Genomic DNA, 24,112 nt, shown 5'->3' with positions numbered 1-24,112 from the left:
CGTCACACCGGGCGACGCACCAGATGAGAACAGCGTTCCCGTTCGGTCGGCGCCGGATGTTTGCGTCGTGGTGACGGGGACGAAAGCGCGTGCGGAAACGGTAGGACCACCCTGTCCCCCGACCCAGGAGTCCCCATGACCACCGCTCAGCCGGCGACCGTCGCAACGGCCGCCCCACCCGCCACCAGGCGGCTGTCCGGAAAGCTCGGAGCCGGATCGATCGTCTTCATGGTCGTCGCCGCCGCCGCACCGCTGACCGTCATCGGCGGCGGGTTCCCGCTGGCCGCCCTGCTGGGCAACGGTGCCGGCGTTCCCGCGATGTTCGCCATCGGCGGGGTGATCCTGCTCTTCTTCGCCGTCGGCCTGTCGACGATGAGCCGGTACGTCGCCCGCCCCGGCGCCTTCTTCACCTATGTCGGCTACGGCCTTGGCCGCCCGGGCGGGATCGCGGCGGCGTGGCTCGCGATGCTGACCTACACCGCCGTTCAGATCGCGGTCTACGGCTTCCTCGGCCTCACCCTCGCCGGGTGGGTCGAGGACAAGACCGGGCTGACGCTGCCCTGGTGGGCCTGGGCGCTGGCGATGGTCGCCGCCGTCGGGGTGCTCGGCTACCGCCACGTCGAGCTGTCGGCGAAGGTGCTCGGCGCGCTGCTCGCCGCCGAGGTCGGGATCGTCATGGTGCTCTCCGTCGTGATCCTCGTGCAGGGCGGCGCCGACGGGATCAGCGTCTCCTCGTTCACGCCGTCGGTGATCACCTCCGGCACCCCCGCGCTGGCGCTGATGTTCTGCATGGCCGGCTTCATCGGGTTCGAGTCGACCGCGATCTTTCGCGACGAGGCCCGGGACCCGGAGCGGACGATCCCGCTGGCGACGTACGCCGCGGTCGCGATCATCGCCGTCTTCTACACCTTCACCTCGTGGGCCCTGGTCCAGGGATGGGGCGACGGCTTCACCGAGGAGATCCAGTCCGACTACGAGGGCTTCATCGGCACCACGACCGCGCGCTACCTCGGCGGCGCGGGCGCCGAGATCGTCGCGATCCTGCTGATGACCAGCCTGTTCGCCTGCGTGCTCTCCTTCCACAACGTCATCAGCCGCTACCAGCACTCGATGGCACACGCCTCGCTGCTGCCCGCAGCGGTGGGCAAGGTTCACGGCAGCCACGGGTCGCCGCACCTGTCCTCGCTCGCGCAGACCGTCACCGCGGCGCTCTTCACCATCGCCTTCGCCGTGCTCGGTCTGGACCCCTTCCTCGAGGTCTTCACCTGGTTCTCCGGCGTGGCCACCTTCGCGATCGTGGTCCTGATGGCGCTGACCTGCCTCGCGGTGATCGTCTACCTGGCGAGCAACCGGGTCGGCGCCGGGCTCTGGCACACCTGGGTCGCGCCCGGGATCGGGCTCGTCGGCCTGGTCGCGGTCACCGCCGTCCTGTTCGCCAACTTCCCGCTGCTGCTGGGCGACGTCGACGCCGCGGGCGCGCCGCGCTTCGGCACCCTCACGGTCACCTTCCTGATCGTGATGGCCGCCTTCCCGGTGCTCGGGATCGTCCAGGCGTACGTCCTGAGGCGCAGGCGCCCGCAGACGTACGCGAACGTCATCGACACCATCTCCGAGTGAGGAACCCCATGACCCTGCAGATGTCACCCACCGTGCGGACCAACCCCGTCTCCTCGCTGGCCGCCGCCGAGATCACCGCGGCCAGCAAGCTCCTCCACGAGGCCGGGCACGTGAGCGAGAAGACGAGATTCGCGTACGTCGGTCTCGACGAGCCCGCGAAGGCCGAGGTCCTCGCGGCGCTGGCCGGCGGGCCGACACCGGCCCGCTGCGTACGGGCTCTGCTCCTCGACACCGCCACCGGAGCAGGCCTGGACACGCTGGTGGACCTCACCGCCGGCACGGTCACGGTGAGGGCGGTCGACGGCTCCCGGGGACAGCTGCCGATCCTCGTCGAGGAGTTCGAGGCGATCGACCCGATCGTCCAGGCCGACCCGGCGTGGGCGGCCGCGCTGGCGAAGCGTGGCTACGCCGTCACCGACGTGGTCACCGCGCCGCTCTCGCCGGGCTACTACGAGAACCCCGGCGAGGAGGGGAAGCGGATCATCCGGGTCTTCCCGTTCGGCTTCACCGACCCCACGGACCATCCCTGGGCGCACCCGATCGACGGGCTGTGCGCCTACGTCGACATCATCGCGGGCGAGGTCATCGAGCTGATCGACAACGAGGTGCTCCCGGTGCCGGCCGAACCCTCGCAGTTCCACCTGGACAAGGGTCGCCCGGCGCCGCTGGAGGGCCTCAAGCCGATCGAGATCACCCAGCCCGAGGGCCCGTCCTTCCAGGTGGACGGCGACTCCGTGACCTGGGCGAACTGGAGCTTCAGCCTGGGCTTCGACGCCCGCGAGGGTCTCGTCCTGCACAACCTCGCCTACAGCGACCCCGACAAGGACGGCGAGGTCCGTCCGGTCGTCTATCGGGCCTCGATCGCCGAGATGGTGGTGCCGTACGCCGACCCGTCTCCCACCCGCTTCTGGCAGAACTACTTCGACACCGGCGAGTACATCTTCGGCCGCTTCGCCAACTCCCTGAAGCTCGGCTGCGACTGCCTCGGCGAGATCCGCTACTTCGACGCGACCCTCGCCGACGAGTTCGGCAACCCGCAGGTCATCCCGAACGCGATCTGCATGCACGAGGAGGACTTCGGCACGCTGTGGAAGCACACCGATCTCTTCGTCGAGGGCGTCTCCGAGGTGCGCCGCCAGCGCCGCCTGGTGATCTCGTTCTTCACGACGGTCGGCAACTACGACTACGGCTTCTACTGGTACCTCTACCTCGACGGCAAGATCGAGTGCGAGGCCAAGCTCACCGGCATCCTGTTCCCGTCCTCCTACAAGGGCATGGAGGAATGGCCGTACGCCACCGAGGTCGCGCCCGGCGTCGGCGCGCCGTTCCACCAGCATCTGTTCAGTGCCCGCCTGGACATGATGGTCGACGGCGTCAGCAACGCGGTCGAGGAGGTCGAGGCGGTCCGGCTGCCCGTCTCGGAGACGAACCCGTACGGCAACGCGTTCACCTACTCCTCGACCCGCCTGGCCTCGGAGGCCGAGGGCGCCCGCTCGGCCGACTCCGCACTCGGCCGCACCTGGCACGTCGTCTCCACGGAGCGTACGAACGCGTACGGCCGGCCGACCGGCTACGCACTCCACGCCGAGCAGAACCCGACGCTGCTCGCGGACCCGTCCTCCTCGGTCGCGGCGCGAGCGGGCTTCACCACCAAGGAGCTCTTCGTCACCGCCTACTCACCCTCGGAGCGCTACCCGGCCGGTGACCTGGTCAACCAGAACCCGGGCGGCGACGGGCTCCCCGCCTACATGGCGGCCGACCGACCGCTGGACGGGGCCGACGTCGTCCTGTGGCACACGTTCGGGCTGACCCACTTCCCGCGACCCGAGGACTGGCCGGTGATGCCGGTCGACTACGCGGGCTTCAAGCTGGTGCCGTACGGCTTCTTCGACCGGAACCCGACGCTCAACGTGCCGGCGAGCGCGGCGGCCCACTGCGCACCGTCGTCGAAGCCGTCCTCGGAGTCGTCCTCCGAGCCGTCCTCCGAGCCGTCCTCGGGAGACGCGTGCTGTCACCACGAGGGATGAGATGACCGCGCTGGTGGTGCTCTCGATGGTGCCTGCCGTGGTCGGCGCCGGCTGCTGTGCGGCCGGCGCCGGCCGGAGGGCATGCCCGGGCGGCGTCGACGTCAGCGCCCTCGGCGCGATGGCGCTGATGCTGGTTGCGATGGCCGACACGATGCTGCTCGGGATGGGCGGGATGGGCGGGACGGTCGGCAGGTCCGCGGTCCTCCCGGCGACGTCCTGGGCGCTCGTCCTCGGCGTGCTCGGAGCCGGGCTCGTCGCGACGCGCCGCGTCCACCCCGATCGGCTGCCTCGTGGGCTCCACCTGATCGCGATGGCAGCCCTCGCCGTGGCGATGGCACCCCCGGGCCTCGAGCATCACCTGAACCACTCGGCCGGGGCGCACGCTCAGATGGCAGGCGGCGGCCCGGTCGCACCCGTGGCCGTCGTCGTCGCCGGAGCGTTCCTCGCGTACGCGGTCCGGGAGGGCTGCTGCGACCGGACGCCGCTCCTCGGCCGGCTCGAGCTCGGCGCCTCGTCCGTCTCGCTCGTCGCGATGGCCGCGATGTGCGTGCGGTGAGGACTCAGGCCCGCGCCAGCGCGCTGAGCGCCGCCTCGCGCGCCTGCTCGATCGCGTCCTCGGCGACCCCGCACAGCCGCAGGCACGCCGCGGCGATCGTGGCGACGGTCGAGCTGCCGACCCGGTCGTCGCGACGGAGGCTGACCACGCTCTCGACCATCTGCACGAGGAGCTCGCCGAGACCGGGCTCGCCGGTGCTCGCCGAGACCCGCTCCTCCGCGGCGCGCTGTGCGACGCGCCCGTAGCGGTCGACCAGGTCACCACGGAGGTGGCCGTAGCGGTCGTAGACCGGTGAGGCGATGACGTCGGGGAGCCGGTAGAGCATGCCGATGTTGTAAGGCATCGCGACCAGGGCGCTCATGTCGCTGACGGCGAGGGCGTAGAGGCCCACGTCGGGGGTGACCGACCCCATCCCGGCCTCGACCTTCCCGGCCTGCTCGACCCGGTCCTGGACCGAGCGCTCGAGCAGCACCGCGAGGATCTCCTCCTTGCTGCCGAAGTGGTAGTAGATGGAGGCCTGCCTCAGGCCGGCACCCTCCGCGATCTCGCGGGTGGTGGTGCCGGCGTAGCCGCGGCTCACGAAGAGCTCTGCGGCGGCAGCGAGGATCTGATCTCGGGGGTTCGCCGCAATCTTGCCGGGGAGCAGCCGTGGACGGCCGCGGCCCGGGCGCGGCGAGATCTGTGACACCGTGGCATCGCCTTTTTCTGTCGTACGATAGATAACCTAGGAGAGGGCAAGTTTCGCACTCATATCGAAAGAGTCAAGCGCTGAGCGACGTGTCCGACCGCAAACCCGTCAGTGCGTGAGCTTGAGGCCGACGACGCAGCCCACGAGCGCGACGATCAGCACCACGCGTACGGGGCTGATCGCCTCCTCCCCCGCCACCATCGAGTAGCCGACGGTGAGCGCGGCGCCGATCCCGACCCAGACCGCGTAGGCGGTGCCGATCGGCAGCGTGCGCATGGCCATCGCCAGGCCCACCAGGCTGCCGATCAGGGCGACGCCGAAGACGATCGACGGGACCAGCCGCGAGAACCCCTCGGCGCGACCGAGGGCGAGCGCCCACACGGCCTCGAGGACGCCGGAACCAACAAGAAAGAGCCAGGACATGACCACTCCAGACGGCCGTCTTGTCGCGCCTCCGGGTACGGCTCCCTCGTCCGGCAGCCGGTCTCGGCTGACGTCTTCGACCTTAGCAAAACTGTCACTCGATAGAAACTTGACGATGGTAGAGAACGGCGCATTCTTCATCACGGGATCGGGGCTGGGTGATGAGAGGATGCGCGGGTGACTTTCACCGTCGGCTTCGTCACCGGAGCCACCCCCGACAAGTGGGCCCGGATCTGGCGTGACCGCAGCCGCGAACGGCTCGAGCTGGTGCCGGTCACCGAGGAGGACCAGGAGCGGCTGCTGCGCGAGGGCGAGCTCGACATGTGTCTCGTCCGCCTCCCCGTGGACCGCGACGGCCTCCACTGCATCCCGCTCTACGAGGAGCAGCCGGTCGCGGTGATGGGCCACGAGCACCTGCTCTCCCTGCTGGAGGAGGTCACCCTCGACGACCTCGCCGAGGAGCAGCTGGTCCTCCCCGAGCGCGGCGGCTGGACGCCGACCGCCGAGCAGCTGGACTGGCCGCCGATGAGCGAGAAGGACGCCGTCGAGACGGTCGCCGCCGGCACGGGCGTCGCGATCGTGCCGATGTCGATCGCCCGGCTCTACCACCGCAAGGACGCCGTGTTCCGGCCCGTTGCCGGCCTCGAGCCCACCACCGTCGGCCTGGCCTGGCTGATCGACAACGACGACGAGCGGGTGCAGACCTTCATCGGCATCGTCCGCGGCCGGTCGCGGAACTCCTCACGCAGCTGAGCGAGCAAATGCCGGGTGAACGCCTGGCGACATCTGGCCGCCCCGGTCCGATTCCGCCCAGCGGTGTCGGCGCGCGTCCCTAGACTCTGGCCGATCCAGACCAGAAGGCAGGCGTTGTCGGGTGAACCGCACGGGGTGGACGACCGTCGTCGCAGGCGGTCTCGGGCTGGCCCTGCTCGCGTGGTTCGTGGTCGCGAGCCTGCTCCCGGCCGGGCCCGACAGGCTGCCCGAACCGGTGACCCTGAAGGTCGCCGCCGGCTCCGAGCTCGACGACGTCCTGTGCGCCGGCGGCACCAGCAGGGCCGAGGAGTCGACCGGCACCCCGGTGCGCTGCGAGCCCAGCGAGCTGGTGAAGCGGCTGAAGAAGGAGACGAACGTCGAGCTCCGGCCGGAGTTCATCGGCACCCTCGAGGCCGCCGACGCGATCGTCGCCGACCCGGACCGCTACGACGCCGCCTGGTTCGCCTCCGACGACTACCTCCGCCTGGCGCTGGCCGCCAAGGGCACCGACGACCTGACCTCCTCCGCTCCGATCATGCGCTCACCCGTCGTGCTCGGAGTGCACCACGACGTCGCGACCAGGCTGGGCTGGACCGGCGACACCCCGGTCTCCTGGGAGGAGATCGCCCGCCGCGCCGCCGACGGCGAGCTCGGGTTCCTGATGACCAGCCCCGCCTCCTCCAACTCCGGCCTCTCCACACTCGCCGGCGTCGCCACCGCCTTCGACGCCGAGCCGCCGCTGCAGAGCGAGGACGTGGGCGTGGTCGCCGAGGACGTACGCCAGCTGTTCAGCGGCCAGCTCGGCCGCGCGGCCAGCTCGGGATGGCTCTCGGACACGTTCCGGGAGAAGCCGTCGGCCTACGACGCGATCTTCAACTACGAGTCGGAGCTGCTCGCGCTCGCCAAGCAGGTCCAGGACCTCGACATCGTCTACCCCAGCGACGGCACCACCGAGGCCACCTACCCGCTCACGCTCGTCGACCCCGAGAAGCAGAAGGCGTACGAAGCGGCGGTCGCGTGGCTGCGTACGGCCGAGGTCCAGGAGGAGCTGAGCGCGACCAGCGGGCGCCGCCCGGGCCGCGCGAGCGTGGCGGCCTCCCCCGGCGTACCGGACAACGACGTGAAGACCCTCCCGCTGCCCGACGATCTCGGCACCATCGACGAGCTGATCTTCACCTACTTCGACGAGTTCGCGCCCAAGACCCGGACGACCTATCTGCTCGACACCTCCGCGTCGATGGACGAGATCAAGATGAACCAGCTGCGGCGTGCCTTCGAGGGCCTGGCCGGCGACGACACCTCGATCAGCGGCCAGTTCAAGCGCTTCCGCAAGGGCGAGCGGATCTCGGTCTACACCTACGCCGACAAGGCGAGGCCGCTCGGCTCCGTCGTCGTCCGGGACCAGCCGGAGCGGGACCAGGCCCTCGACAACCTCATCGACCGCGTCGGCGAGCTGGCCGGCCACGGCGGCACCGCCTACTACGACGCCATCGATGCCGCCTACGCCGACCTCGCCGCCTCGCCCGAGGAGGGCGCGACCACCTCGATCGTGCTGATGACCGACGGCGAGCAGAACGGCGGGCAGTCGTATGCCCAGCTCATGACGACGTACGAGTCGGCCTACCGCGACCTCGGGGTGCCGCTCTACGTGGTGCTCGTCGGCGAGGCCGCCACGTCGGACGACGCGAGCATCGACCAGCTGGTCGGCTTCGCCGAGCACACCGGCGGCCGCGAGGTCGTCGCCGAGGACGCCGCCGACCTCCGCAAGATCTTCCAGGAGATCCGTGACTACCAGTAGGCCGGGCTCGAGGCTCACCACGATCATCAACTCCGGCTGGGCCGCCGCCGGGGCCGTCGCCGCGGTCCCACTGGCCGGGGTGGCGGTCGCCACCGGCGCCTGGGGCTGGGCGGCCGGTGCGGTCGCCGCGCTCGCGCTGGGCTCCGGCACCGCCGCGCTCGGCTCCCGGGATCGCGGGCACGAGCCCGCCCCGCCACGCGGACCCGAGGGGAGGCCGATCCACACCTACTACTTCCTCTCCGAGACCCGGATCGCGATGCTCCACGCCCAGCTCTTCCGGGGCAAGGTCGGGACGCGTCTGCGCGAGATCGTCAGGACGTCCTCCGGCGGCGCCGAGGCGGGCATCGACGTCCCACCGGTCAAGGCGGTGACGAGGTACGCCCGCGAGATCGCCAAGAAGTACACCGAGGAGGCCCAGCCCACCCGGGAGACGCTGGTCGGTGACGTGCTCGCCGCCCTGCAGCTCCGCGGGCTGCTGCACGAGCCCGACGGGGACCTCCACCGGGTGGCCGCGATGGTCTCGCGGACCGACAGCGACGACCAGTTCCTGCAGTTCCACGTCGCCGGTCCCGACCTGCGCCAGGCGGTGCTCGACGTCCCCGCGCCTGCCGGGAACGAGCCGGACAACACCGGGACCCTGGAGCAGAAGAGCCACGGTCTCACCATCACCCTGCACGTCGGCAGCCGCGGGAAGCAGGAGGACTTCGACGAGCTGGAGCACCGCGAGAACGTCGTCGTGGTCGGCGTGCTCCGCAGCCTCAGCACCGCCGACCGGACCGCGACCGTCCGGGTGATCGCCGTCTACTGAGACCCGGCGCGGCGCGGGCGGCGCCCACCCGGCAGACTTGCCCCATGCTCGAGCCGACCGACCTCACCAGCCGCGCGACCGCGGCGCTGCGCACCACCTTCGGCACCGAGGCCACGGTGGTCGGAAGGGCGCCGGGACGGGTCAACCTGATCGGCGAGCACACCGACTACAACGCCGGGCTGGTGCTGCCGGTGGCGCTCCCCCACGCGACGTACGCCGCGGCCGCGCCGCGCACCGACGGCGTCATCCGGATCGCCTCGGCCCAGGAGCCGGAGCCCTTCACCGGCCACGTCGACGAGCTCGGGCCGCAGATCGAGGGCTGGGCGGCGTACGTCGCGGGGGTGCTGTGGACCCTGCGCGAGGCCGGCCTCCTCACCGGTGGCCTGGACATGCACCTGGAGTCATCGGTCCCGCTCGGCGCCGGCCTGTCGTCGTCGGCGTCGGTCGAGTGCGCTACCGCGATGGCGGCGCTCGGTGTCGCCGGCAGGACGCTCGACGAGGAGCTGCAGCGTGCCGTGGTGGCGGCCGGGATCCGGGCCGAGACCGAGGTCGCCAACGCGCCGACCGGCGGGATGGACCAGTCGGTCGCGGTCTTCGCCGAGGCCGGTGGCGCGCTGCTGATCGACTTCGACTCCGGCGCCCACCGCAGCGTGCCGCTGGCCCTGGGCGAGCGCACCATCCTGGTCACCGACACCCGGGTCAAGCACCAGCTGACCGACGGCGGCTACGCCTCCCGCCGCGCCCAGTGCGAGAAGGCCGCCGCCGACCTCGGCCTGCGCTCGCTGCGCGCGGCCACCCTGGACCAGGTCGAGACCCTCGGCGACGACGTGGTCCGCCGCCGGGCCCGCCACATCGTCACCGAGATCGCGCGCGTCGAGCCGACGGTCGACGCCCTGGGTGGCGGCGACTGGGCGGCGATCGGCGAGCTCTTCGCCGCCTCGCACGCCTCGATGCGCGACGACTTCGAGATCTCGGTCCCCGAGCTCGACCTGGCCGTGGCGACCGCGGTCGCCGCCGGTGCCGACGGCGCCCGGATGACCGGCGGCGGCTTCGGCGGCTCGATCGTCTCGATCCTCCCCGCGGAGGCCGTGGAGACGGTCAGCGCGGCCATCGACAAGGCCTTCGCCGGGGCCGGCTACGGCGCCCCGGGGCACCTGATCGCCAGCCCGTCGGCGGGCGCGATGTTCACCGAGGTAACTCGGTGAGCATCCCGCCCGGCCCGCCGGCTCAGACCAGATCCGCCTCGGCGAGCCCCCGGGTCGCGGTGGCCACGGCGGCCTCACGGGCGGCCCGCAAGAGGTCGACGTGGGTCTCGGTGCGACCCGGGATCGGGTCGTCCGCGCCGGGTGCGAACGTCAGCGTGTGCACACCGGCGTAGCTGCCGGCCCGCATCTCCGCGACCGTGCTGCGGTAGCGCTCCGGCCGGCTCCGGTAGAGGTCGCCGAGCTCGGGGTTCACCCGGCGCAGGTAGCGCTCGATGACCCGGTCGGCCGGACCGTAGCTCGGCGCCGTCCCGAACGGGCGGGTCACGAGCACGATCGCGTGCGTCGCCCCGAGCGCCGCCGCCGAGGCGACCGGCACCGCCTCGATCAGCCCGCCGTCGAGCCAGCGGCGGCCGCGTACGGTCACGGGCAGGCCGCCCGCCAGGGGCAATTGGCTGGAGGCGATCACCGAGTCGGCGAGGTCGGTGGCGTCGGTGAAGTCGGTGAGCGGTACGGACTTCGCGGTGACCACGTCGGTGGCGACCGCGGCCAGCCGCGGGGCGCCGTCGCGCAGCGCCAGCGACCACTCGAACAGCTCCGAGGACCGGGTGGTGATCCCCCGGGTGTCCACCATCGACTTGCGCCGCAGCATCCGGCCGGCGCCGATGTACTCGGGCGAGGCGAACACCGTGGCGTACGACTCGCTGAAGGCGCCGATCGTCCCCGCCGCGACCGCGGTCGCATTGGCCGCGCCGGCGGAGGTGCCGACCACCAGGTCGACCGCGTCCACGAGGCCGTGGTCGGCGAGCACCGAGGCCATCGTCGCCGACAGCATCCCCCGCATCCCGCCGCCCTCGATCACGAGGGCCAGGGTCGCCCCGTCATCGTCGTTCCGACCGTTCCCACCGAGGCGGGAGCGCAACAGCTCCGCCACTCCCGATTGCTTTGCGTCCACACCGGGATTGTGGTGCTACCGAGGAGTAGGTCCTGGCATCGGGTCGCTCCGACACGCCGGGACAGGGGCGCACGTCACACGTTCGCGGCGAGCCAGGCGCCGAGGTCGCGGGCCGACCGGTCGACGACCTTGGCCCAGTCCAGCGCGGACTCGTCGGCGTTGTCCGAGACGTGCTTGACGATGCGCGCCGGGACGCCGGCCTCCCGGGAGGCCCAGGCGACCGCGAAGGCCTCCATGTCGACCAGGTGGGCCCGACGGGCGAGCTCGGCGCGTACGACCGGGTCGGTGACGAAGAGGTCGCCGGTGGCGCAGACGATGTCCGACTCGCCCACGTGCAGCTCGTCCTCGACCCGGTGGCCCAGCGCCCGGATGGCGGCGGAGGAGAAGTCGTGGTTGATCACCGTCCCGACCTCGTAGACCCCGGTGTGGTCGTCGCGCAGCGCGCCGCAGGACCCGATGTTGACGACCTGCCGGATGGTCTTGTCGGCCGCCAGCACACGCGAGACGGCCGAGGCGGACGCCACCTTCCCCATCCCGGTGATCACCACCTCGAGCCCGGAAGGAACATGGGCCGCCTCGGCCTTGGTCGCCGACACCACGAGTACGCTCACGGCCGGTGACCCTACCGCCGCCCGAGACCCAGACGCCGAGTCGGCGCCTTCGAACGCGCCGACTCGGCGTGGATTCCGGTCAGGATGGGCCGACTCGGCTCAGGTTCTACTTGAGCTCTGCGGAGGAGAGCCCCAGGACCCGGCGAGCCACGATCAGCTGCTGGATCTGCTGGGTGCCCTCGAAGATGTCGAGGATCTTCGAGTCGCGGGCCCACTTCTCCAGCAGCTCACCCTCGGAGTAGCCGATGGTGCCGGCCAGCTCGACGCAGGACAGGGTCACGTCGGAGCCCATCCGGCCGGCCTTGGCCTTGGCCATCGAGGCCTCCTTGGAGTTCGGCTGACGGTTGTCGGCCATCCAGGCGGCCTGGAGCATCAGCAGGTAGGCGCCCTCGTAGTCCGACTCGAGCTGGATGAACTTCGCCGCGGCCGCCGACTGCAGGTGAGCCGGGCGGTCGTAGTCGATCTCCACCCCGGCCTTGGCCAGCAGGTCGCGGGTGTAGTCGAGCGCGGCCCGGGCGCAGCCGACCGCCATCGACGCCACCAGCGGACGGGTGTTGTCGAAGGTGGCCATCGCGCCGGCGAAGCCCTCCTTGACGTTGATCTCCGGGCTTCCGAGCAGGTTCTCGGCAGGCACCCGGCAGTCGGTGAAGGTGATCGTGGCGGTGTCGGAGGCCTTGATCCCGAGCTTGTGCTCGAGGCGCTCGACCTTCATCCCGGGGGTGCCCTTCTCGACCACGAACGACTTGATCGCCGCCTTGCCGAGCTCCTTGTCGAGCGTCGCCCACACCACGACCGCGTCGGAGCGGTCACCGGAGGTGACGAAGATCTTCTCGCCGTTGAGGACGTAGTGGTCGCCGTCGAGGGTGGCGGTGGTCTTGATGTTGGCCGAGTCGGAGCCGGTGCCGGGCTCGGTGATCGCCATCGAGGCCCAGATGCCGTCGAAGCGCTCGTGCTGCTCGTCGTTGGCGACCGAGGCGATCGCCGAGTTGCCCAGGCCCTGACGCGGCATCGCGAGCGTGAGCCCGACGTCGCCCCAGCACATCTCCGAGACGGAGAGGACCGAGGACATGTTGGCGCCGTTCTTGACCTTGCCGTCGTCGGGCTTGGAGTCACGGCGTACGCCGGTGGCGCCCGCGCCCTCGCCCTGACCCGACTCCGAGAGACCGTCCGCCATGGCGGCGAGCATGTCGAGCTCGGTGGGGTACTCGTGCTCGGCCTTGTCGTACTTGCGCGAGATCGGTCGCAGCATGTTCATCGCGACCTGGTGGATCTGCTCGCGCAGCGGCTTGAGCTTCTTGGGGTCCTCCAGATTGATGGCCATCAGACCAGCACCGTGCCTTCCATGATCCCGATCGCACGCAGGTCGCGGTACCACCGCTCCACCGGGTGCTCCTTGACGAAGCCGTGACCACCGAGCAGCTGGACGCCGTCGAGGCCGATCTGCATGCCCTTGTCGGCACACAGCTTGCGGGCGAGCGCGATCTCGCGGGACGCGTCGATCCCCTGCGCCACCCGGCTGGCCGCCTTGTAGGTCACCAGGCGCATCGCCTGCAGCTCGATCGCGATGTTGGCGACCATGAACGCCACCGACTGGCGGTGGGCGATCGGCTCGCCGAAGGCCTCGCGCTCCTTGACGTAGGGCGTCACGTAGTCGAGGACGGCCTGGCCGACACCGATCGAGAGCGCGCACCAGGCGAGGCGGGAGAGCCGCACGGCCTCGGTGTAGGTCGAGCCGTCGGTCTCGCCCAGGACAGCGGTGGCGGGGACCTTCACGTCGTTGAGCGTGAGCTTGGTCAGCGAGGCGGCGCGGACGCCCATCGCCGGCTCGGACTCGATGCTCAGCCCGTCGGTCGAGGACTCGATGAGGAACAGGACCGGCTTGCCGTCGAGGGCGGCACCGACCACGAAGAGCTCGGCCTCGGCACCACGCGCCACCAGCGACTTGGCGCCGTTGATCGTGTAGCCGTCGGCGGTGCGGGTCGCGGTGGTGGCCGGGGAGAGCACGTCGAAGAGGACCTTGTCCTCGTTGAGCGCGAACGCGGCGGCCGGCACCGATCCCTCGGTGAAGGCCGGCAGGTAGGTCTGCTGCTGCTCGTCGGTGCCCCACAGGCCGAGCGCGGTGGCGACCGAGCCGGGCGCGAGCGCGGCGACGGCCAGACCGAGGTCACCCTTGGCGAGCGCCTCGGCGACCAGGGTGCCGGCGACCGCGGAGCGAGTCTCGGAGATGCCGCCGAGCTCCTCGGGGACACCCAGGATCGGCAGCCCGATCTCCAGGCTCGACTTGAGCAGCTCCTCGGGCGCAGCGCAGGCCTCGTCGGCCTCGGCCGCCGCGGGACGAACGACCTCCGCGGCGAACTCGGTGACCACGTCGACGAGCATCTGCTCGTCCTCGGTCGGGGTCAGGTCGAAGACGCCGTGGGGGATGGCGTTGGGCACGCGGACGCCCGGGGCGCCTCGCTTGCCCTTCTTCTTGAACGCGCGACTGGTCGCCGCCATCGTCTTGAACCCGCTGCGGGTCACCGTGAAGACGACCTGCTCGGTCTGCTTGCGGACGCCGAGCCGGTCGAGCGCAGGGCTCTGCGAGAGCTTGCGCAGACCGGCCACGGCGAACCCGATCGGATCACGCGACTCGCCGGACGGGACGCCGTTCGCGTTCCCGCCACGTAGGCCTTGGAGGATACTCATGGGTAGAACTGTAACTGGGAGTTACAACGCGGTCTACACTTGCGGGTGGTGATGGCGGTAACAAACGACGTACGGCTTGTTCATAGACTTGGCACATGGCCGACTCCTCGCTCGAATCCGCTGCCCCGCTCGCGCCCCACGGCGCCCTGCCCGAGGGCGGGAAGGTGCGGCCGATCACGCGTTGGGGCACCCCGGTCATGCACCGGCCGAAGAAGCAGGTCGAGGTCTTCGACGCCGCGCTGACCGAGCTGGCCGCCGACATGGTCGCGACGATGTACGCCGCCGAGGGCGTCGGGCTGGCGGCCGACCAGATCGGCGAGGACGTCGCGCTCTTCGTCTTCGACTGCCCCGACGCCACCGGTCAGCGCACCGTCGGCGTCGTCTGCAACCCGGTGGTGACCCTGCCCGAGGGCGATGACCGCCATCTCGACGTCGACCTGGAGGGCTGCCTCTCCTTCCCCGGCGCCTTCATCGACTGCGGCCGGCCCGACTGGGCCGCCGTCGACGGCCTCGGCCTCGACGGCCAACCGGTCCACTTCGAGGGCAACGGCCTGCTCGCGCGCTGCCTCCAGCACGAGACCGACCACACCAACGGCACCGTCTTCGGCGACCGCATCTCCGCCAAGGCCCGCAAGAAGCTCACCAAGGAGCACGACCGCCTGGCCAAGGACTACCCCGCCGACTGGCCCGCCGGCGAAGCCGTCGACTAGGCACCGAAGGAAAGTCGCTCGCCGCGCCAGTCGTACCTACGGAGAAACTGCTCCCAGCTCAGCGCGCCAGGGTCGATCCGCCGGCTCCACTCCAGGTCGCGACCGTTGCCGAAGTATCCGTACTCCACCGCGTACTCGACCATACCGAGGGTCTCGTCGACCAGCAGCGGGTTCTCTCCGAGCTCAGGGAAGTACGTCAGCAAGTCCTCCCGGGAATAGGCGCTGCGGTATTCGGCCTCGAGGCCGGTGACGCGCGAGAAGGCATCGACCATCTCTCTCGGCGAGATGACGTCACCGACGATCGGCAGCACGGCACCCAGGTAGGCGCCGGGATCGGAGAACACCTCCAGGACTGCGGGACCGGTCGCGGTGAGCGGGTCCACGAACGGGGCCCGGAAGTCCTCGGGGAGGTAGAAGGGCATGAGCACCTTGTCGCCTTCGATGCGCGGGGGGTAGTACTCCAGCGCGTTGGTGTAGAAGAACGAGAGCATCACGATGGTGTGCCCGATCGGCAACGTCCGAATGTGCTCGGCGACGAGCGCCTTGTCCGTGAAGTGTGGGGCGTACTTGGTGCCCGAGGCCCTCTCCTCGACGTTCTCGAGCGCACTGAACACGATGTGTCCCACGCCGGCCTCGACCGCGGCATCGGCGAGCTGACACCCGAGGACGAACTCGTCGGTCGATGGCGGCGCGACCGGCGGCGTCATGAGGAAGGCCCCGTCAGCCGATCCGAACGCCCGCACGAACTCGCGCTGATGCCCCGGCTCCAGGGGAACCGTGACGACCTGGGCGCCCATCTCCGCGAGGCTCTTGGCCTGGACGGAGTCGGCGGATCTGGTCAGCGCTCGCACACGGAACCGCCCGCTGTCGAGCAGGGAGGTGACGACACTCCTGCCCTGCTTGCTGGTCGCACCGGCGACGACGATCAACGGCTTGCTGACATCAGACATCGTGTTTTCCTTCACCTCAGGCGTGGTCAGGAGACCATCATATCGTCACATCGCGATATGTAAATACATAGCGCGGACTCAGTACGCCACATCGGGATATGATGATGTGTGAATGACAAGGAGGAGGCCGTGGCGATGGCGCGCACAACAGACCCGGCGAACGCCGACCCCCTGGAGACGGTCGAGGCCCTGAAGGCTCTGGCCAACCCCGCGCGGCTGCAGATCATGAACTGGCTGCTGGACCCACACGGCGAGTTCTCACAGTGGGAACCCATCGCCGATCGGGACGAGGTCGGGGTCTGCGTCAGCCATATCCAGGCCAAGTCAGGGCTGGCCCAGTCAACCGTCTCGTCCTATATGGCAACGCTGGAGCGAGCGGGTCTCGTCCGCTCCACGCGGATCGGCAAGTGGATCCACTACAAGCGTGACGAGGACATGATGTCCCGGCTCGCAGAGGCGCTCCGCGGCACGCAGCGCCCATGACGTGGCACGTTGGTCACATCCGGTCCACGACGTACTCGGCGATGGCCAGGCTCGAGGTCGCGGCCGGGCTGGGCGCGTTGCGCACTGACGTGACGCCGTCGGCGTGGTGGATGACGAAGTCGTCGACCAGCGAGCCGTCGCGCTCGACGGCCTGGGCCCGCAGCCCCAGGCCCGCCCGCTCGACGTCGGCGGCGCCGATCTCGGGCACGTAGCGCTGGGCCTCGCGCATGTAGGCCTGCTTGGACAGTACGCCGCGAAGCTCGGTGATGCCGGTGCGCCAGTGCTCGGCGGCGAACCGCCAGAAGCCCGGCCAGGCGAGCGTGTCGACGACGTCGCGCGGGGTCAGCGACGTCCGGCCGTAGCGTCGGCGGCTGAGCGCCAGGAAGGCGTTCGGCCCGACCTCGAGGCCACCGCCCACCCGGCGGGTGAAGTGCACGCCGAGGAACGGGTAGCGCGGGTCGGGGACCGGGTAGACCATGCCGCGGACCAGGTCCTGCTTCGCCTCGCTGACCTGCATGTACTCGCCCCGGAACGGGATGATCCGGGGCGCCTTCGGACCACCGGTCAGCTCGCCGAGGCGGTCGGACTCCAGGCCACCGCACACGACCAGGTGGTCGACCCGGGTCCGGCCGGAGGCCGTCTCGACCTCGGTCCCGCCGGTGACCCGGTGGATGCCGACGACCTCCTCGCCGAGGCGTACCTCTCCCCCGGTCTCGCGGATGCTCCGGCCGAGCGCCTGCGCCACCGCCACGTAGTCGATGATCGCCGTCCGCGGCGAGTGCAGGGCGGCCAGCCCCGCGGTGTACGGCTCGATCTCCTTGATCTCCTCGGGACCGACGCGTCTGAGGCCGGGGACGCCGTTGGCCGTCGCCGTCTTCTCCAGCGCGTCGAAACGGCCCAGCTCGGACTCCTCGACCGCGACGACGAGCTTGCCGCACTCCTCGAACGGGATCCGGTGCTCGGCCGCGAACTCCTCGAGCAGACCGCGGCCGCGGGTGCACAGCCGGGCCTTGAGACTGCCGGGCCGGTAGTAGATCCCCGCGTGGACCACGCCGGAGTTGTGGCCGGTCTGATGGGCACCGAGCGTGGTCTCCTTCTCGAAGACGATCACCGTCTCGGCGGGGCGGCGGCGCAGGATCTCCCGCGCCACCGCCAGTCCGACGATCCCGCCGCCGACGACCCCGGTCGTGCCCACCTTCGGTCCTCTCCACGAAGCGGGCGCGCCGCCGTCTCGACCTGCCCTCGCTCTGCTGCGACAGGAAACCTACGCTGCGGCCGCCCTCATCGGCGCCAGAATCCGGCGATATCCCCCGCCAGGCGTAGGCCCTGGCGGTGACCGGCCCGAGCCGCCGGTGGCCGGGTCGACGGATTCATCATGTTGTCGCCGAACGCTTCGAGGGAGTCGCCGTCGGGGAGAACCGTCTCGACCGTGCTGCCGCCGGCGCGCAGCTCCTCGACCTGCGTCGCGAGGTCGCTGCGCCACGTGGCCGGATGCCGGGTCCGGCCGCCGAGGGGCGAGAGGACCAGCACCCGCTCGTAGCCTGCCGCCAGATCGGCGTTCTCGCTCGAGCGCCGGTAGCCGCCGTCGATGTAGCGGCGTCCGCCGATCGCGTACGCCGGGCCGCCTGCACAGCTGGCGGCGACCGCGTCGGCCAGGTCGACGCCGCTGTCGCGGTCGAGCGCGACCGGCTCACCGGTGTCGGCATCGACCACGGTGAGCAGGATGTTGCGCCCGGGCCAGTGCGGGCTCGGCAGCCGGGCGGCAACCGTCTCCCGCCAGCGGTCCCGGCCCTGCTCGCCCCATACCTCGGCGAGCTCGATCGCGTCCGCGCCGATCCGGCGCCGCATGTCGGCCAGGTCGGCCGAGGCGGCGATGATGGCGTCGGTCCGCTCGAGATGGGCGAAGGAGATGGGGCCGCGTGGTCCTGACGGAGCCTGGGGAGTCGGTGTCGAGAGGACGGCGGCCAGCAGGTCGGCCGGGCCGGCACCGCTGATCTGGGCCGCGGCGGTCGCACCGGCGGAGGTGCCGATGACGAGATCGGCGTCGGTCACATCCAGGCCGCCCTCGAGCAGGCCGGCGATGACGCCGATAAGCCAGGCATTGCCCGCCGATCCGCCACCGCCGAGGACCAGGGCGCGCTCGCCGGTGAGCTGGGCTCGTGTCGTCGTGTTCATGGGAGTCGCCTTTCGGAAGGGTTTCCGCAGGCGCTCCCGGGTGGCTCGGCCCGGATCGGGCTCAGCCGCAGGATCGTGGAAGGCGGGGAGCACCCGCAGTGGTCGTTGCGTACACGGGTCTCACCTCCTGCCGTCGAATCACGATCGCGACGACGCTAGCACGGGGACACGGCGCGGTTCACCCCGATTACCGCCCCGATCGCCCGGCCCCAGGCTTACGGTGAGTCCGTGACGAAGACCTGGTCGATCCTGCGCCTGGCCATGGCCGCGCTCATCCTCGCGGCCGTCCTGGCCGAGTTCCGCAACGCGCTGCGTACGGTGCCCGCAGACGGCTCCAGCACCGCGACGGTCCTGGTGAACTTCTTCAGCTACTTCACGATCGAGTCGAACCTCTTCGCCCTGGCCGCCCTGGTGGCCGGAGCGCTGTGGGCACTGACCCGGAAGGGTCCGGAGCCGGTGTGGACGGCCGTCCTGCTCGCCGCGGCGACGACGTTCATGACCATCACCGGGATCGTCTACAACCTGCTGCTGCGCGGGATCGCCCTCGCCGCGACGCCGTGGGCCAACGAGGTGCTGCATCTCATCGGGCCGGTCTTCCTCGTGGTCGACCTGCTCTTCGCTCCCCCGCGCCGCCGGCTGCCGTGGCGTACGGTCGCGGTGATCATCTCGTGGCCGATCCTGTGGGTGGTCTACACCCTGCTGCGCGGCGAGAACGTCGTCTCCCCGCTCACCGGCGAGGGCTGGTGGTATCCCTACCCGTTCCTCAACCCGCACGTGCAGGACGGCTATCTGGTCGTCTCGTTCTACGTCGCCGGCATCGCCGCGGCCTTCACCCTGGTGGCGTGGGGTGTGGTCAGCGTCGGTCGCCGCCGCGACGTCCCCGCGATCGAACCCGCCACCACGGAGGCCCTCCCCTAGCGGGTGCGGATCATCCAGCGCTCGGGCGCGGGCAGCGGCTCCCAGCCGTACTTCGCGTAGAGCTCGTGGGCGTCCTCGGTGGCCAGCAGGGTGCGGCGGATTCGGTAGGGCTCGAGGTCGGCGACGACGCCCTCGATCAGCATCTTGCCGATCCCCTGGCCGCGTACGCCCGGGTCGACGATCACGTCGCACAGCCAGGCGAAGGCGGCGAAGTCGCTGACCACGCGGGCGAAGGCGACCTGGTTGCCCGCCGCGTCGTAGACGCCGTAGCAGCGCGACCCCTTGTTGGCCGCGTCCTGCACCTCGCGCGTGCGGTCGCTCGCCCAGTAGGACTGCGCGAGCATCCGGTGCACCCAGTCGGGGTCGATCCGGCTCTGGTCGGCCGAGAAGGTGTACGCCGGGCTCGTCCCGGACGCCGTCGGCTCCGCGTCCAGCAGGCCGAGCAGGTCGTCCGGCTCGGGCTCGGGCTGCGCGACCTGCGGCGCGACCGCGGGCGCCTCGACGGCCCCCGCGAATCCCGGGCCGGGGTCCGGCACGCTCCCCTGCTGGTAGGCCAGCGCGGCGCCGTTCGCGAGCCTGTCGGCGGCCTCGTTCAGCGGATGTCCGGAGTGGCCCTTGATCCACTCGAACCGGACGTCGCGGCCCTGCATCGCCGCGTCGAGCTCCTTCATGATCTCGACGTTGAGGACGGGCTTGCCGTCGGCCTTCTTCCAGCCCTTGCGCTTCCAGCCGGCCATCCACTTGGTGACCGAGTTGATGACGTACTTGGAGTCGCAGTAGACGAGCAGCGGCTCGCCGGTGTGGGCCGTCTGGCGCAGCAGGTCGAGGACCGCGGTCAGCTCGCCCTGGTTGTTGGTCCCGTGCGGCCAGCCGCCGCAGGCCCACGTGGACTCGTCCACGTACCAACCCCACCCCGCAGGCCCCGGGTTCCCGAGCGCCGACCCATCAGCAGCAGCCACAATCGTCACGCGCCCATCCTGCCAGCCGCGCGCCGCCTCCTCCCGACCGGTCACTTCCTGACCGCGAAGAGTCAGAATCTGGCGCGACGAGTCACTCTTCGAACGCGAGAGGTCGATTCTTGAGGCCGAGTGTCTCTCGGAGCGCTCCGGGCCGTTTGCCATCCACAGGTGATGCTCAAGACGCGGTTATCCCCAGGCGCCGGCGACGGGCTCAGAACTGTCGGCAGCCACGTCGAGGCTGGCCTCATGACCACTCTCACCGTGCCCGACAGCCCATTCAGCCTTGCCGATGCTGCCGAGATCGGCCTCAGCGCAGACGACGTCTACCGCATGATCGACAACGGCGTCGTTCGCCGCGTGGTGCACGGCGCGTTCATCCCGGCGAGCACACCTGACACGCCGCAGACGCGCGCTGCGGCAGTCGCTCGGGTCGTGGCACCCCATCATGTGGTGATCGACCGCACCGCCGCGCTCATCCACGGAGTCAACGTCCTCACCTACGCGGAGCTCGACCTCGATGTGGATCTCGAGACCTGTGCCCTGCGCGGGCACACCCGGTCTCGGCGTACGGGGATCGACGGTCACATCCGGGACCTCGTCCCGGCCGACATCATGACGATCGGCGGCGTCACAGTCACCGTCCCGATCCGCACAGGCTGTGACCTCGGATGCAACCTCCGTCGCCGAGAGGCGTTCGCTGCGATGTGTGCACTGGCCCGGGAGCACGGCCTGGTGGCAGCCGACTTCCTGCACATGCTGCCGCGCTACCGCGGTCGGCGAGGCGTACGACAGCTCAAGGACCTCGCGCCGCTGGTCGAACCGAGGGTCGAGTCGGCGCGGGAGGCCTGGACTCTCCTCGCCATCCACGATGCCGGGCTGCCATCACCGCGGCCCCAGTTCTGGATCGAGATCGACGGGGCGCCGACCTTCCGACTCGACTTCGCCTACGAACACGCTCGCGTGTGCGTCGAGTATGACGGCATCGACGCACATGACCTGACGGCGGAGCAGCGCAGGTACGACGCGGAACGACGCCGATGGTTGCGAGACCATGGCTGGACCGTGATCGTCGTACGCCGCGGCGACTTCACTGGCGACAATCTCGATCGCTGGCTGCGCGAGCTACGCGCTGCTCTCAGGCCGGCGATGACGAACCGTCGCTGGTGACTCATCGATGGCCGGAGGCTCGCATATCCCGACCTCGAGAATCGACTCTTCGAGGCCAGAAATCGACCTCTCGGCGTCAGACTCTGACTTCTCGGCGGGGTCAGGGGTTGACGCGCGGGCCGGAGGCTGTCGAGCCCCTCACCACCAGCTCGGGGTGGAAGACGAACTCGGAGTGAGGCGTGCCGGTGCCGGCGATCTCGTCGAGGATGGCGCGGACGGCGGCCTGGCCCATCGCGTGGACCGGCTTGCGGACGGTGGTCAGCGGCGGGTCGGTGAAGGCGATGAGCTGGGAGTCGTCGTAGCCGACGACGGAGACGTCCTCGGGGACCCGCAGACCGCGCGAGCGGGCGGCCCGGATAGCGCCCAGCGCCATCATGTCGCTGGCGCAGACGATCGCGGTGAAGCCCTCGTCCAGGAGCGCGGAGGCGGCAGCCTGGCCGCCCTCGAGGGTGAACAGCGAGTCGCGGATGTGGCCCTTCTCGACCTCGTCGGCGCTCAGGCCGAAGCGCTCGGACATCGTCGCCACGAAGCCCTCGATCTTGCGCTGGACCGGCACGAAGCGGCGGGGGCCGACGACCAGGCCGATCTTGGAGTGGCCGAGCGTGGCGAGGTGGGTGACCGCCAACTGCATCGCCTCGCGGTCGTCGGGCGAGATGAACGGCGCCTTGATGTCGGGGCTGAAACCGTCGAGGAGGACGTACGGCACGCCCTGGGCGCGCAGCTTCTCGTAGCGCGTCATGTCGGCGGTGGTGTCCGCGTGCAGGCCGGAGACGAAGATGATCCCGGTGACGCCGCGGTCGACGAGCATCTCGGTGAGCTCGTCCTCGGTGGAGCCGCCGGGCGTCTGCGTCGCCAGCACCGGGGTGTAGCCCTGCCGGGTCAGCCCCTGCGCGATGACCTGCGCGAGCGCGGGGAAGATCGGGTTGTCGAGCTCGGGCGTGATCAGCCCGACCAGGCCCTCGCTGCGCTGGCGCAGCTTCACCGGGCGCTCGTAGCCGTGGACGTCGATCGCCGCCAGCACCGCCTCCCGCGTCGCCGCTGCGACACCCGGCTTGCCGTTGAGGACGCGACTGACCGTCGCCTCGCTGACGCCCGCATGGGCCGCGATGTCAGCAAGACGGGCGGAGGCTGGTGTTATGGGCACGGTCACATCATGCCCCCTCCCTACACGGCCTGCAAGAAGTTTCAGCAAGTTTGCAACTTTTGCTGAAAGGCTCTTACATTCTCCTCGACGCGGGGTTACCTTCGTCACACCACCGGGCGGATTCCTCGCCCGGCCCCATATCGAAGGAGAACTCATGCGACGTGGCATCGTGGCCACCGCAGTGGCGGCATCGCTCGCACTCGCGGCAACGGCATGTGGCGGTAGCAGCGGCGACAGCAGCGACGGTCCGGTCACCATCACCTGGTGGGACACCTCGAACGCGACCAACGAGGCCCCGACGTACAAGGCCCTCGTCAAGGACTTCGAGAAGGCCAACCCGGACATCAAGGTCAAGTACGTCAACGTGCAGTTCGACCAGGCGCAGAACAAGTTCGACACCGCGGCCGGTGCCAGCGGCGCCCCGGACGTGCTCCGCGCCGAGGTCGGCTGGACCCCCGCGTTCGCCCAGAAGGGCTACCTCGCGCCCCTCGACGACACCGAGGCGCTCGAGGAGAAGGACGCCTTCCAGCCCAACCTGATCAAGCAGGCCCAGTTCGAGGGCAAGACCTACGGCGTCCCGTTCGTCACCGACACCCTCGCGCTGGTCTACAACAAGGCGCTCTTCGAGAAGGCCGGCATCACCGAGGCCCCCGCGACCTGGGACGACCTCAAGAAGGACGCCGCCACGATCAAGTCCAAGACCGGTGTCGACGGCTACTGGGGTTCGACGTCGGGCTACTACGCCACCCCGTTCCTCTACGGCGAGGGCACCAACATGGTCGACGCCGAGGGGAAGAAGATCACCATCACCTCCCCGGAGGCCAAGAAGGGCCTGACCACCTGGCAGGGTCTCTTCGACGGCGCGGGCCTGCACAAGGCGGACACCACCGCCGACGCGTACGCCCACATCCAGGACGCCTTCGTCAACGGCAAGGTCGCCGCGATCATCCAGGGCCCCTGGGAGATCACGAACTTCTACAAGGGCTCGGCGTTCCAGGACAAGACCAACCTGGGCATCGCGACCGTCCCGGCCGGCTCGACCGGCGAGGCCGGCGCCCCGACCGGCGGTCACAACCTGTCGATCTACGCCGGCTCCGACGAGGCGCACCAGGAGGCCTCGGCGACGTTCGTGAAGTTCATGACCTCGGCCGAGACCCAGTCCCAGATCGCGCTGAAGAACTCGACGCTCCCGACCCGCGACGACGCCTACACCGACGAGGTCAAGGCCGATCCGGGCATCGCCGGCTTCCAGACCGTGCTCCCGGCCGCCCAGCCGCGACCGGAGCTGCCGGAGTACTCCTCGCTGTGGGGTCCGATGGACCAGGAGCTGCCGAAGATCGCCTCCGGCGCCGAGACCCTCGACAAGGGCATCACGACGCTGGACACGGCCTTCGCCGACCTGCTGCCCGACTTCTCCAAGTGACCCGGTTCCGACTGAGCCAGGAAGACCACGTCATCTCATGACTCTGACAGCACCAGCGCC

The 24,112-nt window shown here is 70.4% G+C and carries 22 protein-coding genes, 1 pseudogene and 1 riboswitch; of the genes and pseudogenes, 12 read left to right on the top strand and 11 right to left on the bottom strand.

Going from position 1 to position 24,112, the window contains the following annotated elements:
- The first annotated feature begins 135 nt into the window (after positions 1–135).
- Genes UG56_RS19370 through UG56_RS19360 form a run of 3 tightly spaced genes read left to right on the top strand, consistent with a single transcriptional unit; the run spans position 136 to position 4,200 of the window.
- Positions 136–1,617: an APC family permease gene (locus tag UG56_RS19370; protein ID WP_045548658.1), complete on the top strand. Its 1,482-nt coding sequence runs from the start codon at positions 136–138 to the stop codon at positions 1,615–1,617.
- Positions 1,618–1,625: 8 nt separating this feature from the next.
- Positions 1,626–3,644, top strand: coding sequence for a primary-amine oxidase (locus tag UG56_RS19365; protein WP_045548657.1), 2,019 nt, complete (start codon positions 1,626–1,628; stop codon positions 3,642–3,644).
- 1 nt (position 3,645) lies between these two features.
- Entirely contained in the window at positions 3,646–4,200 is a 555-nt protein-coding gene (locus UG56_RS19360; RefSeq protein ID WP_071327208.1) for a hypothetical protein, read from the top strand.
- 4 nt (positions 4,201–4,204) lie between these two features.
- Here UG56_RS19360 and UG56_RS19355 read toward each other — a convergent pair whose 3' ends face one another.
- Both UG56_RS19355 and UG56_RS19350 read right to left on the bottom strand, forming a co-directional pair.
- On the bottom strand, positions 4,205–4,888 hold the full coding sequence (locus UG56_RS19355; protein ID WP_143055113.1) for a TetR/AcrR family transcriptional regulator: 684 nt from the start codon (positions 4,886–4,888) through the stop codon (positions 4,205–4,207).
- 108 nt (positions 4,889–4,996) lie between these two features.
- Positions 4,997–5,311 carry a DMT family transporter gene (locus UG56_RS19350; protein WP_045551931.1) on the bottom strand — a complete coding sequence of 105 codons (315 nt, stop codon included), beginning with the start codon at positions 5,309–5,311 and terminating at the stop codon, positions 4,997–4,999.
- A gap of 10 nt (positions 5,312–5,321) precedes the next feature.
- Positions 5,322–5,385, bottom strand: a riboswitch (guanidine-III (ykkC-III) riboswitch).
- A 103-nt stretch (positions 5,386–5,488) separates the two neighbouring features.
- Here UG56_RS19350 and UG56_RS19345 point away from each other — a divergent pair.
- The 4 genes from UG56_RS19345 to galK all read left to right on the top strand — a co-directional run bounded on the left by UG56_RS19345 (position 5,489) and on the right by galK (position 9,875).
- Positions 5,489–6,064 (top strand): LysR family substrate-binding domain-containing protein, encoded by a 576-nt coding sequence (locus UG56_RS19345; RefSeq protein ID WP_045551932.1) that lies wholly within the window; start codon positions 5,489–5,491, stop codon positions 6,062–6,064.
- Positions 6,065–6,185: 121 nt separating this feature from the next.
- Positions 6,186–7,862, top strand: coding sequence for a VWA domain-containing protein (locus tag UG56_RS19340; RefSeq protein ID WP_052694244.1), 1,677 nt, complete (start codon positions 6,186–6,188; stop codon positions 7,860–7,862).
- Positions 7,849–8,670, top strand: coding sequence for a hypothetical protein (locus UG56_RS19335; protein ID WP_071327207.1), 822 nt, complete (start codon positions 7,849–7,851; stop codon positions 8,668–8,670). Before UG56_RS19340 ends, UG56_RS19335 begins: the two co-directional genes overlap by 14 nt.
- Positions 8,671–8,714: 44 nt before the next feature.
- Positions 8,715–9,875, top strand: a complete 1,161-nt coding sequence (galK, locus tag UG56_RS19330; protein WP_071327206.1) for a galactokinase — start codon at positions 8,715–8,717, stop codon at positions 9,873–9,875.
- 22 nt (positions 9,876–9,897) lie between these two features.
- Here galK and UG56_RS19325 read toward each other — a convergent pair whose 3' ends face one another.
- The 4 genes from UG56_RS19325 to UG56_RS19310 all read right to left on the bottom strand — a co-directional run bounded on the left by UG56_RS19325 (position 9,898) and on the right by UG56_RS19310 (position 14,123).
- A complete protein-coding gene (locus UG56_RS19325) occupies positions 9,898–10,827 on the bottom strand; it encodes a patatin-like phospholipase family protein (RefSeq protein WP_143055112.1) in 930 nt (309 codons plus the stop codon).
- 74 nt (positions 10,828–10,901) lie between these two features.
- Positions 10,902–11,438 (bottom strand): nucleosidase, encoded by a 537-nt coding sequence (locus UG56_RS19320; RefSeq protein ID WP_084101316.1) that lies wholly within the window; start codon positions 11,436–11,438, stop codon positions 10,902–10,904.
- A gap of 106 nt (positions 11,439–11,544) precedes the next feature.
- A complete protein-coding gene (locus tag UG56_RS19315) occupies positions 11,545–12,759 on the bottom strand; it encodes an acyl-CoA dehydrogenase family protein (protein WP_045551207.1) in 1,215 nt (404 codons plus the stop codon).
- Complete coding sequence (locus tag UG56_RS19310) at positions 12,759–14,123, bottom strand: acyl-CoA dehydrogenase family protein (RefSeq protein ID WP_045551208.1); 1,365 nt, start codon at positions 14,121–14,123, stop codon at positions 12,759–12,761. Before UG56_RS19310 ends, UG56_RS19315 begins: the two co-directional genes overlap by 1 nt.
- Positions 14,124–14,218: 95 nt before the next feature.
- Here UG56_RS19310 and def point away from each other — a divergent pair, with 95 nt between their 5' ends.
- Positions 14,219–14,833 carry a peptide deformylase gene (gene def / locus UG56_RS19305; RefSeq protein WP_045551209.1) on the top strand — a complete coding sequence of 205 codons (615 nt, stop codon included), beginning with the start codon at positions 14,219–14,221 and terminating at the stop codon, positions 14,831–14,833.
- Here def and UG56_RS19300 read toward each other — a convergent pair.
- The gene (locus tag UG56_RS19300; RefSeq protein ID WP_045551210.1) at positions 14,830–15,783 is read right to left on the bottom strand and encodes an NmrA/HSCARG family protein; all 954 of its coding nucleotides are present in this window, start codon (positions 15,781–15,783) and stop codon (positions 14,830–14,832) included. The genes def and UG56_RS19300 overlap by 4 nt on opposite strands.
- A 108-nt stretch (positions 15,784–15,891) precedes the next feature.
- Between UG56_RS19300 and UG56_RS19295 the strand changes: the two genes are divergently transcribed.
- On the top strand, positions 15,892–16,266 hold the full coding sequence (locus UG56_RS19295; protein ID WP_256206756.1) for an ArsR/SmtB family transcription factor: 375 nt from the start codon (positions 15,892–15,894) through the stop codon (positions 16,264–16,266).
- A gap of 13 nt (positions 16,267–16,279) precedes the next feature.
- Here UG56_RS19295 and lhgO read toward each other — a convergent pair whose 3' ends face one another.
- Together lhgO and UG56_RS19285 are read right to left on the bottom strand one after the other, a co-directional pair.
- Entirely contained in the window at positions 16,280–17,461 is a 1,182-nt protein-coding gene (lhgO, locus tag UG56_RS19290) for an L-2-hydroxyglutarate oxidase (RefSeq protein WP_045551211.1), read from the bottom strand.
- Between the two features lie 86 nt (positions 17,462–17,547).
- The gene (locus tag UG56_RS19285) at positions 17,548–18,441 is read right to left on the bottom strand and encodes a patatin-like phospholipase family protein (protein ID WP_045551212.1); all 894 of its coding nucleotides are present in this window, start codon (positions 18,439–18,441) and stop codon (positions 17,548–17,550) included.
- A 228-nt stretch (positions 18,442–18,669) separates the two neighbouring features.
- On the opposite strand from UG56_RS19285, the gene UG56_RS19280 reads away from it, so the two are divergent.
- Positions 18,670–19,359, top strand: coding sequence for a Pr6Pr family membrane protein (locus UG56_RS19280; RefSeq protein WP_052694088.1), 690 nt, complete (start codon positions 18,670–18,672; stop codon positions 19,357–19,359).
- Here the strand turns inward: UG56_RS19280 and UG56_RS29165 are convergent.
- A complete protein-coding gene (locus tag UG56_RS29165; protein ID WP_084101314.1) occupies positions 19,356–20,327 on the bottom strand; it encodes a GNAT family N-acetyltransferase in 972 nt (323 codons plus the stop codon). The two genes, UG56_RS19280 and UG56_RS29165, sit on opposite strands and share 4 nt — an antisense overlap.
- 237 nt (positions 20,328–20,564) lie before the next feature.
- Between UG56_RS29165 and UG56_RS19270 the strand changes: the two genes are divergently transcribed.
- Positions 20,565–21,485: an endonuclease domain-containing protein gene (locus UG56_RS19270; protein ID WP_045550383.1), complete on the top strand. Its 921-nt coding sequence runs from the start codon at positions 20,565–20,567 to the stop codon at positions 21,483–21,485.
- A gap of 72 nt (positions 21,486–21,557) precedes the next feature.
- Here the strand turns inward: UG56_RS19270 and UG56_RS19265 are convergent.
- Positions 21,558–22,623, bottom strand: a pseudogene (locus tag UG56_RS19265) (LacI family DNA-binding transcriptional regulator); the annotation flags it as partial.
- A gap of 160 nt (positions 22,624–22,783) precedes the next feature.
- Between UG56_RS19265 and UG56_RS19260 the strand changes: the two are divergent.
- Positions 22,784–24,052 (top strand): extracellular solute-binding protein, encoded by a 1,269-nt coding sequence (locus UG56_RS19260; RefSeq protein WP_045550382.1) that lies wholly within the window; start codon positions 22,784–22,786, stop codon positions 24,050–24,052.
- Positions 24,053–24,112: the final 60 nt, after the last annotated feature.

The organism is Nocardioides luteus, assembly GCF_000960475.2.
In the GTDB taxonomy this organism is placed as follows: domain Bacteria; phylum Actinomycetota; class Actinomycetes; order Propionibacteriales; family Nocardioidaceae; genus Nocardioides; species Nocardioides luteus_A.
Note: the sequence above shows the minus strand (reverse complement) of the source record. Positions and strands in the feature narration are given on the sequence as shown.